Source organism: Marinobacter sp., from assembly GCF_033722195.1.
Lineage (GTDB): Bacteria > Pseudomonadota > Gammaproteobacteria > Pseudomonadales > Oleiphilaceae > Marinobacter.
In genome coordinates, this window is the sequence record NZ_JAWVZL010000078.1 from 1 (window position 1) to 15,014 (window position 15,014).

The window sequence follows — 15,014 nt, forward strand, 5'->3', positions numbered from 1 at the left end:
GATGATCAGGGTCACGAAGGCGAAGATGAAGTAGCCCTTGTTCCAGGCTTCCCAGCGCCGCAGGCGCTGATTCTGTTCCGGGGTCAGGTAGTTGTCTGCCATGGTGCTCCGCTGTCTGGGGGGTCTACCAACAATGAGGTTCGGCACGGACGGGCTCAAGGCCCATGTCAGTGGGTATACGGCGTATGTGGCTGTGGGATCAGCCGGGGTCGCTGGCGTCCTCGAACACCAGACCACGGGCAATCAGGGCTTCGAGCTCGACGGCCGGGACGGGGCGGCTGATCAGGTAACCCTGGGCCAGGTCGCAGCGATGATTCTTGAGGAAATTGAGCTGGGCCTCGGTCTCGATGCCCTCGGCGGCCACCTGGATGCCCAGGTTGTGGGCCAGGTTGATGACGGCCCGGGTGATAACCGCATCGTCGTGGCGGTCGGCCACCCGGGTGATGAAGGAGCGGTCGATTTTCAGCAGGTCCACGGGGAAATCCCGCAGGTAGGCCAGGGACGAGTAACCCACGCCGAAATCGTCGATGGCTAGGTGAACGCCGAGTTTGTTGAGGCGGGTGAGCTGATCCAGGTTGCGATCCAGGTTGGCGATGAAAATCTCCTCGGTCAGCTCCACCTCCAGCCGGTCCGGCGGGATCTCGTAGCGGGTCATGCTCTGCTGGATGGCGTCCACCAGGCCCTCGTCGTCCAGCTCCCGGCCGGACAGGTTGACCGCGATGCGCAAGTGGGCCAGGGGCCCGTTACGCCAGCTGGCGAGCTGACGGCAGGCGGCCTGCACAACCCAGCGACCGATCTCGGTGATGCGGCCGCTTTCCTCGGCCAGCGGAATGAATTCCATGGGGCCCAGCAGGCCCCGTTCCGGATGCTGCCAGCGTATCAGGGCTTCGACACTGCCCACCTGCATGGTGGCCAGATCCAGCTGGGGCTGGAAATAGAGCACGAACTCGTCCAGGGCCAGGGCCTTGCTGAGGTCCTTGTCCAGCTCCAGGCGCAGCACCTCGCGATCCTGCATGCCCTCGGTGTAGAACTGGTAGTTGTTGCGGCCGGCTTCCTTGGCCCGGTAGAGGGCTATATCGGCGTTGCGCAACAGGGTGTCGGCATCCAGCCCGCTCTGGGGGTAGATAGCCACGCCCATGGTGGCGGTAATGCTGTGCTGCTGGCCCTGAACCTCGAAGGGTCGGGCGAAACACTGCTGCAATTGACCCAGCAGATGAATGACATCGTCGATTTCCTCCACCTGCTGCTGGCAGACCATGAATTCGTCACCGCCGGAGTAGGCCACCAGGACACGCTCGTTACTCAGCCCGCTGAGCCGCTGGGATACCTGGATCAGCAGTTCGTCGCCAAACTGGTGGCCCAGGGAGTCGTTGAGGGTCTGGAAACGGTCCAGGTCGATCATCACCAGGGCAAGCTGGCGCATCTGCCGGTCCGCCACTCCAAGGTTATGGGCCAGGTCCTCGACAAAGAAACGGCGGTTGGCCAGGCCGGTGAGGGCGTCGGTGGTTTCCAGCCGCACCAGGTCCTGCTGCACCGATTTGCGCTGGTCGATCTCCAGTTGAAGCTCGTTGCGGGTCTGCAAAAGGTCCCGGTTGCGCTTGAGGATCAACTGCGCCAGCAGGGTGGACAGGCTCACCAGCAGGCCCATCACCGCCAGGGTGGCAAAGGTCAGCGAGGCCCAGCCGCTCTGGTGTTCATCCACCCAGCGTTGGTTGGGGGTGAGCTGAAGGCTCCATGCCACATCCGGCAGGTCGGTGGGAAGCGCCTGGGCGAAGCCGTCGACAGGCTCACCCCGCGCCGGCTGTCGGTAGGCGGGCTGGCCGTTTTCCAGCACCGTGAGGTGGAAACTGTCGCGAAGTTCCGGGGTATGGACACTCTGCACCAGCTTCTCCATGTGGAAGACGCCGGCGATAAAGCCCCGGTTGTTGGCGCCGGCGCCTATGGGCTCGTAGAGCACCACGCCGGTGCCACCCTGCTTGAGTTCGATCACCCCGGAGGTGTCCAGTTCGCCGGTGCGCGCCGCCTCGGTGAGAGCCTGGCGGCGGGCCTCGGAAAACGCCACGTTGAAACCGAGGACATCCTCGTTGCCGGCGATGGGTTCCACCCAGCGGATGTTGAAGTCCGGGTCGATCCACTCGATGGCCTGGTAGGTGCCGAAGTGCTCCAGGTAATTGTTGGCATCGGCGCGCCAGGTGGCTTCGCTCATGTCGGGCTGGAGCTTGCGGCGCTCCGCCATGCGCTTCAGTGCCAGACGATGGGCACGGAACTCCTGCTCCAGCTCCCGCACCAGCGCCTGGGCCCTTACCGCCACATCGGCCCGAACCTGCCGGTCTTCCTCACGCTCGATGCCAAACTTGAGCACACTGGCCAGGACCAGGAATATCAGGAAAATAACGAACGGCAGGCCGGGGCTCAGCAGCGCTCGAATCAAACCGTGTGTCAGGGGTCTGGCCTTGTCCAAACTGGACTCCGGTACGCAGAAGGCTCATCGGACACCGGTGGATGTCATGGGCCGGAACACAAAATTGACAAGCTGGTGAGCAGGGCCGCACGGAGAACACCGTGGCAACCGTCGGGACGCGGCGGTTCCGCATTCGGGGGGCGACCCGGCTCGACAACAGGATTGTCAGCCAGGTCAATAATATAGGGGATTGGCGGCGGTTTGTCTGCCGTCGATGTGTTCGGGTTCAAGGTTTCAGGAGTTCTGCGTGGCAGGCGGCCTCGTGTGGCGGCCCTGTCAGCCCGCCACAGGGGCCACCAGGGGCACCCCCAGACGGGGAATGTCCTGCCTGGGGCAGCGGTCCATGACCACAGTGACTCCGGCGGCCTCGGCCCGGGCCGCCGCGGCTTCGTCCACCACGCCGATCTGCAGCCACAGCACCCGGATGCCGGCGGCCACAGCCTCATCCACCACCGCGCCGACCCGCTCCGGATTGATGAACAGATCCGCCATGTCCACCGGCTCGCGGATGGCTTTGAGGTTGGGATAGACCCGCTGCCCCAGCAGATTCCGGCCCGCCAGCCGGGGGTTGACCGGGATCACCCGGTAGCCCCGGCCCTGCAGATAGGCCATGACCTCGTGGCTGGGGCGGCGGGGCTTTTCGCTGGCGCCCACCAGGGCGATGGTACGCACGCCCTGCAGGAGCTGGCGCAGCTGTTCGGGGTTGGTCAGCGGCATGGCATTACCTGTAAGGAGGGATCAGGACAAAGATTCCCGGTGCGCTTCCAGCGTCACCGAAACCGATTCGGCGTAGCGTAGCGCGTGTGGTTTGTCGATTTCCACCTGTGCCCACTGCACCGCCTCGTGACCCATGACGATATCGAGCACCTCGTGGGTCATCCGCTCCAGCAGCGCGAAGCGATTGCCGTCAACGTGCTGGATGACCTGCTTGGTGATGGTGCGGTAATTCAGCGCCGAGGCAATCTCGTTCTGGTTGACCGCGGCGGTGGCGTCGTAGGTCAGGCAGATGTTGATCAGCACATCCTGCTGGTTGTTGATCTCCTCTTCCTTGATGCCGATGTAGGTACGCAACAGCAGGTCCTTGATACGGACCCGGGCCTGGTGGCCGCCCACAGGTGATGACATGGATACTCCTATCGTTTCTGGATCAGGTTGAGGAACTCAGTGCGGGTGGCCTGGGAGGAGCGGAAGGAACCCAGCATCATCGAGGTCTTCATCAACGAGTTCTGTTTTTCCACGCCCCGCATCATCATGCACATGTGCTGGGCCTCGATGACCACCGCCACGCCTTTGGCGTTGGTGACGCTCTCGATGGCGTTGGCGATTTCCCGGGTCAGGTTCTCCTGGATCTGCAGACGCCGGGCGTACATGTCCACGATACGGGCAAATTTCGACAGCCCCAGCACGCGCCCCTGGGGAATGTAGGCGATGTGGCATTTGCCGATGAACGGCAGCAGGTGGTGCTCGCAGAGGCTGTAGAGCTCGATGTCCTGCACCACCACCATTTCGTCCATCTGGGACTCGAAGATGGCGCCATTCACCAGATCCGCCAGACTCTGCTCATAGCCTTTGGTGAGAAACTGCATGGCCTTGGCGGCCCGGGTCGGGGTGTTCTGCAGGCCCTCACGCTGGGGATCCTCCCCCAGGCCATCGATGATGGCGCGGAAATGTCCGGCCAGTTCGCCGGTGCGATCGGGTTTCGTCATAATGTTCACTCTTGGCGTGCACGCTGAAGGTCAGTGCCAATGTTACGAGTGCCGGGGGTAAAAAGACCAGTAACGCCGCCTGGGTCACACTCGCGGCGTCGCCCGGTCCCCGGTTCTGGTGTCCCATCGGGCTTTGATTTACAGTGCTCGGGACGATCCACCCCGGGGGCCTGGCTGCCAGCACGCAGTCGGACGAGGCCCGGATCCTCGGCACAACGCAGGCAGACCCAATGGAGCAGGTCCTCCCCCACTACGGCGGCCGTACAGGCGCAGGCACTTCCCTGTCCCCTGAACAATGGCAGGAAACCGGCAAGTGGTTCAGTTATGGCGAGCACGCCATTTTCAGCCGCATGGCCGGCGAGGGCGAGGCCCTGGTGCTGGTCCATGGTTTTCCCACCGCGAGCTGGGACTACAGCCGGTTCTGGCCACTGCTCAACCAGCAACAGTACCGGGTACTGACCATGGACATGCTTGGCTTCGGGTTCTCCGACAAGCCGGTGAATTACGCCTACAGCATCCAGGATCAGGCCGACCTGCACGAGGGCTGGATCGAGGGCATGCGGCTGAAGAGCGTCCACCTGCTGGCCCACGATTACGGCTGCAGCGTGGTCCAGGAACTGCTGGCCCGGGAGCAGGAGGGGTTGCTGCGTTTCCGCATCGCCAGCGTGTGTTTTCTCAATGGCGCCCTGTTTCCCGAAGTGCACCGTCCGATGATGATCCAGCGGCTGTTGTCCAGTCCCCTTGGCGGCCTGATCAGCCGCGGCCTGACCCGCCGGGTCTTCGACACCAATTTCTGCCGCCTGTTCGGCGCCGATCGCCACCCCAGTGCCGGTGAGCTGGACAGCTTCTGGCAACTGCTCACCTACAACAACGGCCGTGGCATCCTGCACCGGCTGGTACATTACATGGAGGAGCGGCGCTGCCACCGGAACCGTTGGGTCAGCGCCCTGCAGAATGCCCGCCAGCCCATGCGGCTGATCTCGGGTACCGCCGATCCGGTGTCCGGCATTGCCATGGCCATGCGCTACCGCGAGCTGGTTCCCGATGCCGATGTGGTGAGCCTGCGGGGGGTGGGTCACTATCCCCATTACGAATCCCCGGCCGAGGTCTACCGGGCTTTCCGGGAATTCCAGCGCCGCTGCTGAGAGCAGCCGCCGGCTAGCCCATTGTCATGTTGTCATCCACTGCTTCCGCCAGGGTGTCCTCCAGACTGCCCCGCACCGTCACCAGACGATTGCGGCCCTGGGCTTTGGCGGCATAGAGGGCCTGGTCGGCGCGGTTGAGCCAGGTGGACCAGGTCTCGCCCTTCACCACCTCGGTGACGCCGGCGCTGGCGGTAACCTGGACATTTCCCAGGAAGGGGCCGGCGCTGACAGTCGTAAGCAGCTGGTGGGCCAGGGTTTCGGCGTCCTTCTGACGGGTTTCCGGCAGTACCAGCATGAACTCCTCGCCACCGATCCGGAACAGCTGGTCGCTGTCCCGCAGGCGGCGGCGGAACCGGGTTGCCACTTCCTGCAAGACTTGGTCGCCGGCCACATGGCCCCAGCGGTCGTTGACGTTTTTGAAGTGGTCCAGATCGATCAGCACCAAGCTGGACACCCGCTCGTAGCGTTCCCGCAGCTGGATCTGGCTGTTCAGGATGTCGGCCAGCTGGGAGCGATTGAGACAGCCGGTCAGGGGGTCAGTGGTGGCGAGTCGGGTAAGTTCCGCCTGCAGCCGCCCCACCAGCCAGGCAAACACCAGTACGAAGATCGCGGTCAGTCCCAGGGAGAACAGGATCCGCCAGAAATCCGCCTCCGGGAAGCGGTAGAAGGACACCACCGCCATGGCGCCGATGAACACGATGTTGCCGATGGTGGCCTCCCGCAGGTTCAGCAGGAAGAAGCCCGCCGCCAACGCCGGATAGGCCCAGTACAGTCCTGCGTGGCCGTTTATGCTGGTGGAGTAGACCGAGCAAACAGTGGCCAGCACCACAAAGAAGCGCCCCTGGAACAGGTAGATGTCGCGCCAGCGCAGGAGCAGGATTACCAGCACCGCGTTGATGCAGAAGCCGAGCAGCAAAAGTGCCAGCAGTTGGTTGTCCTGGCTCCACTGCACCATCACCAGCGGCGCGACCGCGACCAGCGCCCAGAAATGCAGGTGATAGACGATCTGGCGACGAAAGCCCAGTACCGCCAGACTCGGATTACTGGCCTTGATTGAGGCGGCGGTCCAGTTTTTCAAAGGATGTACCCCGGGGTGTCCATACTTCTGTAACTTCCATGCAGGCTTTTGTTGAGTCTAGCATGCAAGTTAAAACGCGAAAGCCGATCAGTTTTGAGAGGGTTTGAAGGACAGTCCGCCCTCCACGTAGTCCAGAAAATGGTTGAACAGGGTGGCGTCGTCGGGGCGGATGTCGCCAAACGGGGTATTGGCCAGCAGATCGATTTCGGCGGCGCCGTGAATCAGGTTCACAAAGGTGAAAGCCAGGCGGATCCGCAGGGTATTGCGGGACAGCTCCGGCAGGGCCCGGTGCAGCTGCGCCTCGATACGCTCCACTTCCGGCTGGAAGTGCCGGTTCAGCAGCTTCATGACCTCCGGGGTGTTGTCGGCGTGCAGGTGGGCCATGAAACGCAGTGCCGAGGGCCCCCAGGGAGTGGCCGGCATCAGCAGCGACAGGTACGGCAAGGCCGTGGCCCGCACAATGTCCCGCAGCGACGGCACCGGCGCCGCCTCCAGCGCCGAAATGCCGTTCTCGAAGCGGGGCCGCAGATGATCGGTGATCATGGTCAGCACCGCCTCGATGACCCCCAGCCGGTTGCCGAAATGATAGTGGGCAGCGGCGGAGTTGCGGGTACCCGAGGCAGCGCTGATGGCCCGCAATGAAACCCCGTCCAGGCCCCGTTCGGCATAGAGTGCCAGCGCGGTCATCAGGATTTTCTGGCGGGTGGTGTCACCGCTGGTGGTGGGCATGGGTAGGCTCGTTCCGTAACAGCTCGGCGGATGGTCGACAGCCAGGAGTATACCTGAGTCGATGGGGCTTCGGCCCTGGCCGGCAACGCCGGTTTTGGGTAACATCCTGAAAATTTTTGCAGGGTACCGCCATGACCGCCAACTTCCACCGGGCTCCGGCGCTGACCATCCTTGCCGGGCGCCGCGCCATCCAGCGCATCCGCGAGGAGGGCCTGCGGCCGGAGGATGTCCACGTCATCCCCGGCGCTGCCGGTGGACCCAAGGCCCTCGGCATTTCCGGGCTGGATCGTGCCATCTTCGGCGACTGGCTGCTGCGGGCGCCTCAGCAGCGGGCCCTGATTGGCTCCTCCATCGGCAGCTGGCGTTTTGCCGCCGTGGCCTCGGGGGATGACCCCGGCGCCCAACTGGCGCAACTGGCGCAGCTGTACACCTCGCAGCGCTTTGCCAAGGGCGTCAGCGCTGCCGAAGTGACCCGCAAGAGCCGGATCTTCCTGGATACCCTGCTGGCCGGCCGGGAAGACGCCATCCTCAAACACCCCCACTACCGTCTCAACATCCTGGTGGTGCGCAGTCGCGGCCGGCTCGCCGAAGACGCCCGCGGTGCCCTGACGCTGGGCCTGATGCAGGCCATCAGCGCCAACATGGTGGGCCGGCGCCATCTGGGCCGCTTCATGGAGCGGGCCATCATCCACGACAGCCGGCATCAGACACCGGTGGACAAGCTGGTGGACTTTCCCAGCCACGCTGTGGCTCTGACCCGGGACAACCTGATGCCGGCCCTGCTGGCCTCCGCCTCCATACCCATGGTGATGACAGGCGTCCGGGACATTCCCGGTGCCCCCGCCGGGGTCTATCGGGACGGCGGCCTGCTCGACTATCACCTGGACCTGCCTTACCGGCAGCCCGGGATCGTGCTCTACCCGCATTTTACCGACCGCATCGTGCCGGGCTGGTTTGACAAGGCCCTGCCCTGGCGCCGGGGTGACGTCGGGCGGCTGCAGGACGTGGTGCTGGTGGCGCCGTCCCGGGCCTACCTGGCCGGCCTGCCGGACCGCAAGCTGCCGGATCGAAAGGATTTCGAACGTTACCTGAACGACGATGCCGGCCGGGAAAAGGCCTGGCAGGTCGCGGTGGCGGAAAGCCAGCGGCTGGGGGACGAGTTCCTGGAACTGGTGGATTCCGGCCGCATCGCCGAGGTGGTGCAGCCGCTGGGCCCGGCCCGCTGAGGCTCAGGTCTCCCTGGGCTGGCCGGTGAGGCGGTAGCCGGTGCAGCCGCTGAGAGGCTCGATGATGGCCGCCACCCGCACGGTGATTGGCACCGGGTCGTCGTCGGCGTCCAACAGGTGCAGATCGATCCGGCTGACGGTTTTCTCCCGGCGGGCGGCCTGCAGGGTCGCTTCAAAGCGGCCCCGGTCGGAGACCGCCACCAGGGTCTGGAACGGCTGGTCCGCCAGGTCGGTGGGGGCCCGGTCCAGCAGGTCGGCCACCTGGGCCGACAGATAGGCCACGTGCTGGCGCTCGTCCAGCTCGCAGACAAAACCCCCACTCAGGGCCACCAGGTCACGGCTGCGCTGCTCGCTGTTGATCAGGGCCTGGCGCAGGATGCTCTTCTCCACCTGCCGATTGTCCAGCTGTTGCTGCAGCCGCGCGCCCTGGGCCTCGGCCAGCTCCCGGTGCCGCCAGGCCTGTCGCAGGCGCCGCCCCAGCAGGGCCAGGCCGGCACTGGCCAGCGCCGTCAGGGACAGCCCGGCCAGCCACACCGGCGGTTGCAGGTCGGCGCCGGATTGTTGCAGGAAAGCACGGGTCGGCGTGGAGGTCACCATCCACTGGCGGTCGCCGAACAGGAACTCGGACCGCAGCGCCTGAGCCGGTAATGTTTCGCCCCGGGCGGGCAGGGTGACCAGCGCGGTCTTGACCTCCTGACTGAGGTCGTGAACGGTGATCTCCACAGCGCCGAAATGGTTGTCCGCCAGCACTGCCTGAAGCCAGGCTTCGGGGCTGATCACCAGGCTGGCCAGGGCGTCGCCGCTGCCGGGTACAAAGAGTCGGAGGGCGCTGCTGTGGCGGCCGTTACGATGCAGGTTGGTGCGGCCGGTGGCGGTGACCACGCCCTGACCCAGGGTACGCAGCAGCGGATTCTGCCAGTGGGGCACGCTGTCAGCCACCAGCCCCGGGGCGGCGGCCAGGTGCTCGTCCCCCTCGACCCAGCGCACGATCAGATACTGTTGGGCCGGTTCCGCCGGCTGCATCGGCGGTGGCCAGGCGTTAAATTGCGAGGGCCAGCCGTCGTCGTTTCCGGGCGCCTGCGCCAGGGCCAGCCGCTGGGTGTGGCTGGCGATCTGCAGGTATTCCACCGCCGCCAGTCCGGCCACCTGGTCCAGTAACTGGCGGGCCCGCACCCGGAACGCCTGTTCGCTGGCCGGTGCCGGCCGGGCCAGCAGCCGCCCGGTCACCATCAGCTGGTCGATGCGCTGATCCAGCAGGGCTATGACGCCCCGGTGCTGCTCCGACAGGACATGACCCATGACCCGGGTGCCGTGCCGGTCTGCGGCCAGCGCCAGCAGCCAGGTGACGAGCAGACCGCCGGCCAGCATCGGCAGCCAGAGCCAGGGCAACCAGCGCTGACGTGCGGGGGTTTCCATATCCGCCTCCAGAAGCCCGGCCGGACGGCCATCGGGCTGAGTCCTGTACTGACTCTAGCCCAGGGAGGTGTGCCCGCCAAGGGCCGGGTCAGGCCCGTTGGCGGGGGATGGTGGCGTAGGTGATGGCGAAGAGGGCGAACGCGGCCACCACAATGGAAGGGCCGGCGGGACTGTTCCAGTGCCAGGAGGCAGACAGGCCACCGGCCACCGCCAGCATGCCCACCGCCATGGCCAGCACCACCATCTGTTCGGGGCTTGCCGCCAGGCGGCGGGCGGTGGCGGCAGGGATGATCAGCAGCGCCGTGATCAGCAGTACGCCGACAATCTTCATGGCCACCGCGATTGCCAGCGAAAACATCAGCATCAGCACCAGCCGCAGGCGCTCCACCGGTACTCCCTCCACCTTGGCCAGTTCCTCGTGCAGGGTACTCATCAGCAGGCCACGCCAGAGCCACCACAGCAGCGCCAGCACTACCGCGGCACCGCCGTAGATCCAGGCCAGGTCCATCCGGCGCATGGCCAGCAGGTCACCGAACAGGTAGGCGCTCAGGTCCACCCGCACATCCGGCATGAAGCTCAGGGCCACCAGGCCGATGGCCAGGGAACTGTGGGCCAGTATGCCCAGCAGGGTGTCAGTGGCCAGGGACTTGCTGCGGGCCAGCAGCACCAGCAGCACCGCCAGGCCTGTACAGGTCAGCGCGATGGTCAGGTTCAGCGGCAGGTGCAGCAGGAACCCCAGCGCCACCCCCAGCAGGGCGGAATGCGCCAGGGTGTCGCCGAAATAGGCCATCCGGCGCCAGACCACGAAACAGCCCAGCGGGCCCGCCACCAGTGCCACGCCAAGGCCGCCGATGAGGGCGCGCCAGAAAAAGTCCCCCAGGATCTGGTCAATGATGGTCATGCTGGCAGTGCTCGTGCTCGTGCTGGGAACGGGCCTGGTCCGGGGCGATCACTTCGCCGCTGAGCCCGTGACTGTGATTGTGGTGATGGTGGTAGACCGCCAGGCTGTCCGCCACGGAACGGCCGAAGACCTCGACAAAGCCCGGGTCGCGGGAGATGTCCTCGGGATAGCCACTGCAGCAGACATGCTGGTTCAGGCAGATGACCCGGTCGGTGGCCGCCATCACCAGGTGCAGGTCGTGGGAGATCATGATGACGCCGCAGTTGAGCCGGTCCCGTAGCCGGCGGATCAGCTCGTACAGTGAGGCCTGGCCATTGATGTCCACGCCCTGGGCGGGTTCGTCCAGCACCAGCAGATCCGGTTTGCGGGCCAGCGCCCGGGCAATCAGCAGGCGCTGCATCTCGCCCCCGGACAGACGGTGGACCGCGGCCTCCTGCAGATGCTCGACCCCGGTCTCGGCCAGGGCGTCGCGGCAGACCGCAGCAGGCTCGCCGGTGGTGGCCATGAAACGTTTCACCGACATCGGCAGGGTCAGCTGCAGGTGCAGGCTCTGGGGCACGTAGCCAATGGTCAGGCCGCGCTGGCGCCAGAGCTTGCCGTCGCTCAACGGCTGCACGCCGATGATGGCCTTGATCAGGGTGGTCTTGCCGGCACCGTTGGGACCGATGATGGTAATGATATCGCCCCGGCTGACGGTGAGATTGACCCGGTCCACCACGGCGGTGCCCTCAAAGGCCACGGTGGCGTCTTCCAGTTTCACCAGGGCATCAGTCATGGTCGGCTTGCTCTTGGCAGGCCGGACAGAGACCGGCCACTTCCACGGTAATGTCCTCGGCACTGAAGGCCTGGCCGGTGCTGGCGCGGGTCAGGGCTTCGGACACCGTCGGATCGGTCAGTTCCAGGACGTTGCGGCAGACCCGGCAGATCAGGAACAGGCCGTGATGGTGTTTGTCGGCGTGGGCGCAGCCCACGAAAGCGTTCAGCGAGGCGATCCGGTGCACCAGGCCGTTCTGCAGCAGGAAATCCAGCGCCCGGTAGACGGTGGGAGGCGCCGCGTTGTGGCCGTCCTCCGCCAGCAGGCCCAGCAGGTCGTAGGCGCCCAGGGGTTTGTGGGATTGCCAGATCAGCTCCAGCACCCGCTCCCGGGTCGGGGTCAGCCGGGCCTGACGGTCCCGGCAGATGCGGCGGGCATCACTCAGGGCCTCATGGACACAGGCATCGTGGTTATGGGGACGATAGGGTAGCGCGCTGGCGGACATGACAACACCGGTTGGCAAAAAAGATGCAACATTATAACATTATGCCGACCGGTCGTCAGCCCGGGCTTCAGGCTGCGGTTTTGCCCAGGGCAAGGGATTCCAGGTACTCGAGGTTGGGGATGTGGGCGGTATGGCCGTCCACGTCCACCACCATCAGGTCGGCCGGGCCCACCTCGGCTTCCAGCGGTCGGATCTGATCCTCGGTGAGTCGAGCCTGGCTGGGAATGCCTTGGGTGACGATGGCCATGAACGGCAGTTCGGCGTGGTGCTGGCCGATGGTGTTGAGCACGATGATGCGGCCCCGGTTGCCCTGGGGAATCACCGCCCGGCCGCCGTTGGCGGCGTCATAGGAGATCACCGGCAGGTCCAGGCCGCGCCAGTTGAGCCGGCCCAGGATGTACTCCGGGGCGTCCCGGTCGGGCTCGGATCCGACGTAATCCACCACCTCGGCGATGGACACGTTGGGCAGCAGCAACTGGCGGTCGATCATGGGAATCATGACACAGGGCAAAAGTTGGCTGTTGTCACTCATGCTTGCGGCTCCTCGGGGTGAATCCGCTGCTGCTTGCGGGCGAGCAGACAGGACGCTTCAATCGTTTTGACAAGTTCACGGGCCAATTGCTCCGGACTGCCGGTAAAGCTCACGCAGCCGGTCTCGGCGATCGAGTCCGGCATGGAACTGTTGCCGCAGCTGGCACTGCTCTGGACCCAGATCCTGCTGCCGTAGGCTCGCAGCATCGGGGCCGCCAGGGCGCCGTCGTTACCCATGCCGGAGAACAGGATGGCATGGCAGCGGGCGCCGTAATAATCGGCCACATTGAGCAGCACCTGGTCGATGGAGGGCCCGTAAGGTCCCGGCCAGGGGTTGCCCTTCTCCATCAGGGCGCCGTCCGGGTCGAGTCCCCACTCACGCTCCACCGGCAACAGGATGACATCACCGTTGCACACCCGCATGCCGTTTTCGGCCCGGGTCAGGCGGTATTGGGCGTGGCGGCCCAGAACCCGGGTCAGCACGTCGGTGAAATTGCCGTCGATGTGCTGGGCGTAGACAAAGCCCACCGGCAGGCCCGCGGGCAGATGATCCAGAAACGCCTTGACCGCTGCCGGACCACCCAGCGACGCACCCAGTATCCAGACCTGCTCCGCCGGCTCGCCGGGCACCCCGGGGGTGATCCAGTGGGGCAGTCTCGGGTCCGGCCGCGGCGGCTCAGGCCTGACCGCCAGTTCCGCCAGGGTGGCTTCGGTGTCGAACTGCTCCAGGGCGCCCAGCTGCTGCACCAGTTTGTCGTGCAACCGGCGCTCCCAGCGGAAATAGTCCACGCCACCGGTGGTGGGCGCCGGGTCCATGCCGAACAGGATGGACGCGTCGGTATTCTCCAGCAAGTGGTCGAACAGGGCCGGGTGATCGGCCTCGTCCTCCAGCGTCACCAGCCACAGGCCCACTTCCGGCAGCACCGCATAGCCCAGCAGGCGCTCAGGCGCGCCTGAAAAACGCGTCTGGAGGCCGAACTTGGCGGCGGCTTCCTGCAGCCGGTGACGCTGCAGGGCGCTGTCCGAGACGATCCCGACCTGGGGCCGACCGGTGGGCCCGGACATCAGCTGTTACCGGTAAGCCGCTGGATGGTCTCCAGCAGCTCGGTTTCCTGGAACGGTTTGCCAAGGTACTCATTGACGCCGATGGCCAGCGCCCGCTCCCGGTGCTTTTCACCGGTCCGGGAGGTGATCATGCAGATCGGCGTGTCGCTGAGGCTGTCGTCGTGGCGGACGAAACTTGCCACTTCGAAGCCGTCCATCCTTGGCATTTCGATATCCAGCAGAATGATATCGGGGCGGTGGTCCTGGAGCTGGGCCACGGCATCCAGACCGTCCTTCGCGGTCACCACTTCCATACCGTTGCGTTCCAGCAGGCGTGAGGTGACCTTGCGCACCGTCACCGAGTCGTCCACCACCATGACCAGGGTGGGCCGCTCCTCCAGACGCTGCAGCTCGGCACTTGCCTGCTGCTGGGCCAGACGCTGGCGCTCGGACAGGATGTCGGAACGGATCATGGCGGGCAGGTCAAGGATCACCACCACGTTGCCGTCACCCAGGATGGTGGCACCGGAGACACCCCGCACCGAGGTGAACTGGGGGCCGAGGGATTTCACCACGATCTCGCGGCTGCCCATCAGGCTGTCCACCTGCAGCGCCATGGGCTGCTCAGCACCGCGCACCAGGATCACCGGCAGCGGCAGGGCCTGGCCCTGGAGCTTGGGATGATGGTCACTGTGGAGCAGGCCGCCCAGGTACTGCAGGCGGTACTGCTGGCCGGCGTATTCGTATAGTGGGGCGTCCGGCTGGTAATACTCCTCCAGCTCATAGGTGCTGACCCGCACGATGCCCTCGATGGTGTTGAGGGGGATGGCGTAGAAGTCCTCACCGGTGGACACCATCAGGGCGCGGTTGACCGACACCGTGAACGGCAGCCGAACGGTGAAAGTGGTGCCCTGGCCCAACACCGAGTCGATGTCCAGGCTGCCGCCAAGCTGCTTGATCTCGCTGGCCACCACGTCCATGCCCACACCACGGCCGGAGATCTGGGTAACCTGGGCGGCGGTGGAGAAGCCGGGCTGGAGGATGAACTGCAGGATTTCGCGATCGCTCAGCTCCTCGTGCTCGCCCAGCATGCCCTGGCGGATGGCCTTGTCGCGGATCACCTTGGTGGGGATGCCGGCGCCGTCGTCCATCATCCGCAGCACCACTTCGCCGCCCTCACGGGTCAGCGACAGGGTGACTTCGCCGGTGTCCGGCTTGCCGGCCTTGAGACGGTCCTCGGGCTTCTCGATGCCGTGGTCCAGGGCGTTGCGGAGCATGTGCTCCAGCGGCGCGATCATGCGTTCGAGAATGTTGCGGTCCATCTCGCCTTCGGCGTTACGGACGTCGAACTCCACCTTCTTGCCCAGCTCGCCACTTATCTGCCGCACGATGCGGCGCAGACGCGGCACCATGGAGGCAAACGGAATCATGCGGGTCTTCATCAGACCCTCCTGGAGTTCCGTGTTGATGCGGGACTGCTGCACCAGCAGGGTCTCGGTGTCGCGGACCCGGTCGGAC

At 65.4% G+C, this 15,014-nt stretch carries 15 protein-coding genes; 2 read left to right on the plus strand and 13 right to left on the minus strand.

The features are described 5' to 3' along the window. Window positions 1-199 precede the first annotated feature (199 nt). The 4 genes from R3280_RS12660 to folE all read right to left on the minus strand — a co-directional run bounded on the left by R3280_RS12660 (window position 200) and on the right by folE (window position 4,167). Window positions 200-2,461, minus strand: a complete 2,262-nt coding sequence (locus R3280_RS12660) for a putative bifunctional diguanylate cyclase/phosphodiesterase (protein ID WP_318998971.1) — start codon at window positions 2,459-2,461, stop codon at window positions 200-202. 276 nt (window positions 2,462-2,737) lie between these two features. Then, a complete protein-coding gene (locus R3280_RS12665; protein ID WP_318998972.1) occupies window positions 2,738-3,178 on the minus strand; it encodes a CoA-binding protein in 441 nt (146 codons plus the stop codon). A gap of 21 nt (window positions 3,179-3,199) precedes the next feature. Beyond that, window positions 3,200-3,586 (minus strand): dihydroneopterin triphosphate 2'-epimerase, encoded by a 387-nt coding sequence (gene folX / locus R3280_RS12670; RefSeq protein WP_318998973.1) that lies wholly within the window; start codon window positions 3,584-3,586, stop codon window positions 3,200-3,202. A gap of 8 nt (window positions 3,587-3,594) precedes the next feature. Next, a complete protein-coding gene (folE, locus tag R3280_RS12675; RefSeq protein ID WP_318998974.1) occupies window positions 3,595-4,167 on the minus strand; it encodes a GTP cyclohydrolase I FolE in 573 nt (190 codons plus the stop codon). A 230-nt stretch (window positions 4,168-4,397) separates the two neighbouring features. Between folE and R3280_RS12680 the strand changes: the two genes are divergently transcribed. Continuing rightward, window positions 4,398-5,312, plus strand: coding sequence for an alpha/beta hydrolase (locus R3280_RS12680; RefSeq protein ID WP_318998975.1), 915 nt, complete (start codon window positions 4,398-4,400; stop codon window positions 5,310-5,312). 13 nt (window positions 5,313-5,325) lie between these two features. Here R3280_RS12680 and R3280_RS12685 read toward each other — a convergent pair whose 3' ends face one another. After that, window positions 5,326-6,390, minus strand: a complete 1,065-nt coding sequence (locus R3280_RS12685) for a GGDEF domain-containing protein (RefSeq protein WP_318998976.1) — start codon at window positions 6,388-6,390, stop codon at window positions 5,326-5,328. 87 nt (window positions 6,391-6,477) lie between these two features. After that, window positions 6,478-7,119: a TetR/AcrR family transcriptional regulator gene (locus R3280_RS12690; RefSeq protein WP_318998977.1), complete on the minus strand. Its 642-nt coding sequence runs from the start codon at window positions 7,117-7,119 to the stop codon at window positions 6,478-6,480. A gap of 131 nt (window positions 7,120-7,250) precedes the next feature. Between R3280_RS12690 and R3280_RS12695 the strand changes: the two genes are divergently transcribed. After that, window positions 7,251-8,345: a patatin-like phospholipase family protein gene (locus R3280_RS12695; protein ID WP_318998978.1), complete on the plus strand. Its 1,095-nt coding sequence runs from the start codon at window positions 7,251-7,253 to the stop codon at window positions 8,343-8,345. 3 nt (window positions 8,346-8,348) lie between these two features. On the opposite strand, the gene R3280_RS12700 is transcribed toward R3280_RS12695, so the two are convergent. The 7 genes from R3280_RS12700 to R3280_RS12730 all read right to left on the minus strand — a co-directional run. Next, window positions 8,349-9,761 carry a CHASE domain-containing protein gene (locus R3280_RS12700; protein WP_318998979.1) on the minus strand — a complete coding sequence of 471 codons (1,413 nt, stop codon included), beginning with the start codon at window positions 9,759-9,761 and terminating at the stop codon, window positions 8,349-8,351. 88 nt (window positions 9,762-9,849) lie between these two features. Continuing rightward, window positions 9,850-10,662: a zinc ABC transporter permease subunit ZnuB gene (gene znuB, locus R3280_RS12705; RefSeq protein WP_318998980.1), complete on the minus strand. Its 813-nt coding sequence runs from the start codon at window positions 10,660-10,662 to the stop codon at window positions 9,850-9,852. Continuing rightward, window positions 10,649-11,437: a metal ABC transporter ATP-binding protein gene (locus R3280_RS12710; protein WP_318998981.1), complete on the minus strand. Its 789-nt coding sequence runs from the start codon at window positions 11,435-11,437 to the stop codon at window positions 10,649-10,651. Before R3280_RS12710 ends, znuB begins: the two co-directional genes overlap by 14 nt. Next, a complete protein-coding gene (locus R3280_RS12715) occupies window positions 11,430-11,921 on the minus strand; it encodes a Fur family transcriptional regulator (RefSeq protein ID WP_318998982.1) in 492 nt (163 codons plus the stop codon). The genes R3280_RS12710 and R3280_RS12715 overlap by 8 nt, the downstream gene beginning before the upstream one ends. Window positions 11,922-11,988: 67 nt before the next feature. Beyond that, complete coding sequence (locus tag R3280_RS12720) at window positions 11,989-12,453, minus strand: chemotaxis protein CheW (RefSeq protein ID WP_318998983.1); 465 nt, start codon at window positions 12,451-12,453, stop codon at window positions 11,989-11,991. Next, window positions 12,450-13,517, minus strand: coding sequence for a chemotaxis protein CheB (locus R3280_RS12725; protein WP_318998984.1), 1,068 nt, complete (start codon window positions 13,515-13,517; stop codon window positions 12,450-12,452). The genes R3280_RS12720 and R3280_RS12725 overlap by 4 nt, the downstream gene beginning before the upstream one ends. Next, window positions 13,517-15,014, minus strand: a 1,498-nt coding sequence (locus tag R3280_RS12730; RefSeq protein ID WP_318998985.1) for a response regulator, incomplete at its 5' end; no start/stop codon positions are given. The genes R3280_RS12730 and R3280_RS12725, both read right to left, overlap by 1 nt.

Excerpts from the sequence above, each read along its gene's own strand:
- R3280_RS12665 (WP_318998972.1), bottom strand. The coding sequence starts at position 3,178 with ATGCCGCTGACCAACCCCGAACAGCTGCGCCAGCTCCTGCAGGGCGTG.
- folX (WP_318998973.1), bottom strand. The coding sequence starts at position 3,586 with ATGTCATCACCTGTGGGCGGCCACCAGGCCCGGGTCCGTATCAAGGAC.
- folE (WP_318998974.1), bottom strand. The coding sequence starts at position 4,167 with ATGACGAAACCCGATCGCACCGGCGAACTGGCCGGACATTTCCGCGCC.
- R3280_RS12680 (WP_318998975.1), top strand. The coding sequence starts at position 4,398 with ATGGAGCAGGTCCTCCCCCACTACGGCGGCCGTACAGGCGCAGGCACT.
- R3280_RS12690 (WP_318998977.1), bottom strand. The coding sequence starts at position 7,119 with ATGCCCACCACCAGCGGTGACACCACCCGCCAGAAAATCCTGATGACC.
- R3280_RS12695 (WP_318998978.1), top strand. The coding sequence starts at position 7,251 with ATGACCGCCAACTTCCACCGGGCTCCGGCGCTGACCATCCTTGCCGGG.
- R3280_RS12700 (WP_318998979.1), bottom strand. The coding sequence starts at position 9,761 with ATGGAAACCCCCGCACGTCAGCGCTGGTTGCCCTGGCTCTGGCTGCCG.
- znuB (WP_318998980.1), bottom strand. The coding sequence starts at position 10,662 with ATGACCATCATTGACCAGATCCTGGGGGACTTTTTCTGGCGCGCCCTC.
- R3280_RS12710 (WP_318998981.1), bottom strand. The coding sequence starts at position 11,437 with ATGACTGATGCCCTGGTGAAACTGGAAGACGCCACCGTGGCCTTTGAG.
- R3280_RS12715 (WP_318998982.1), bottom strand. The coding sequence starts at position 11,921 with ATGTCCGCCAGCGCGCTACCCTATCGTCCCCATAACCACGATGCCTGT.
- R3280_RS12720 (WP_318998983.1), bottom strand. The coding sequence starts at position 12,453 with ATGAGTGACAACAGCCAACTTTTGCCCTGTGTCATGATTCCCATGATC.
- R3280_RS12725 (WP_318998984.1), bottom strand. The coding sequence starts at position 13,517 with ATGTCCGGGCCCACCGGTCGGCCCCAGGTCGGGATCGTCTCGGACAGC.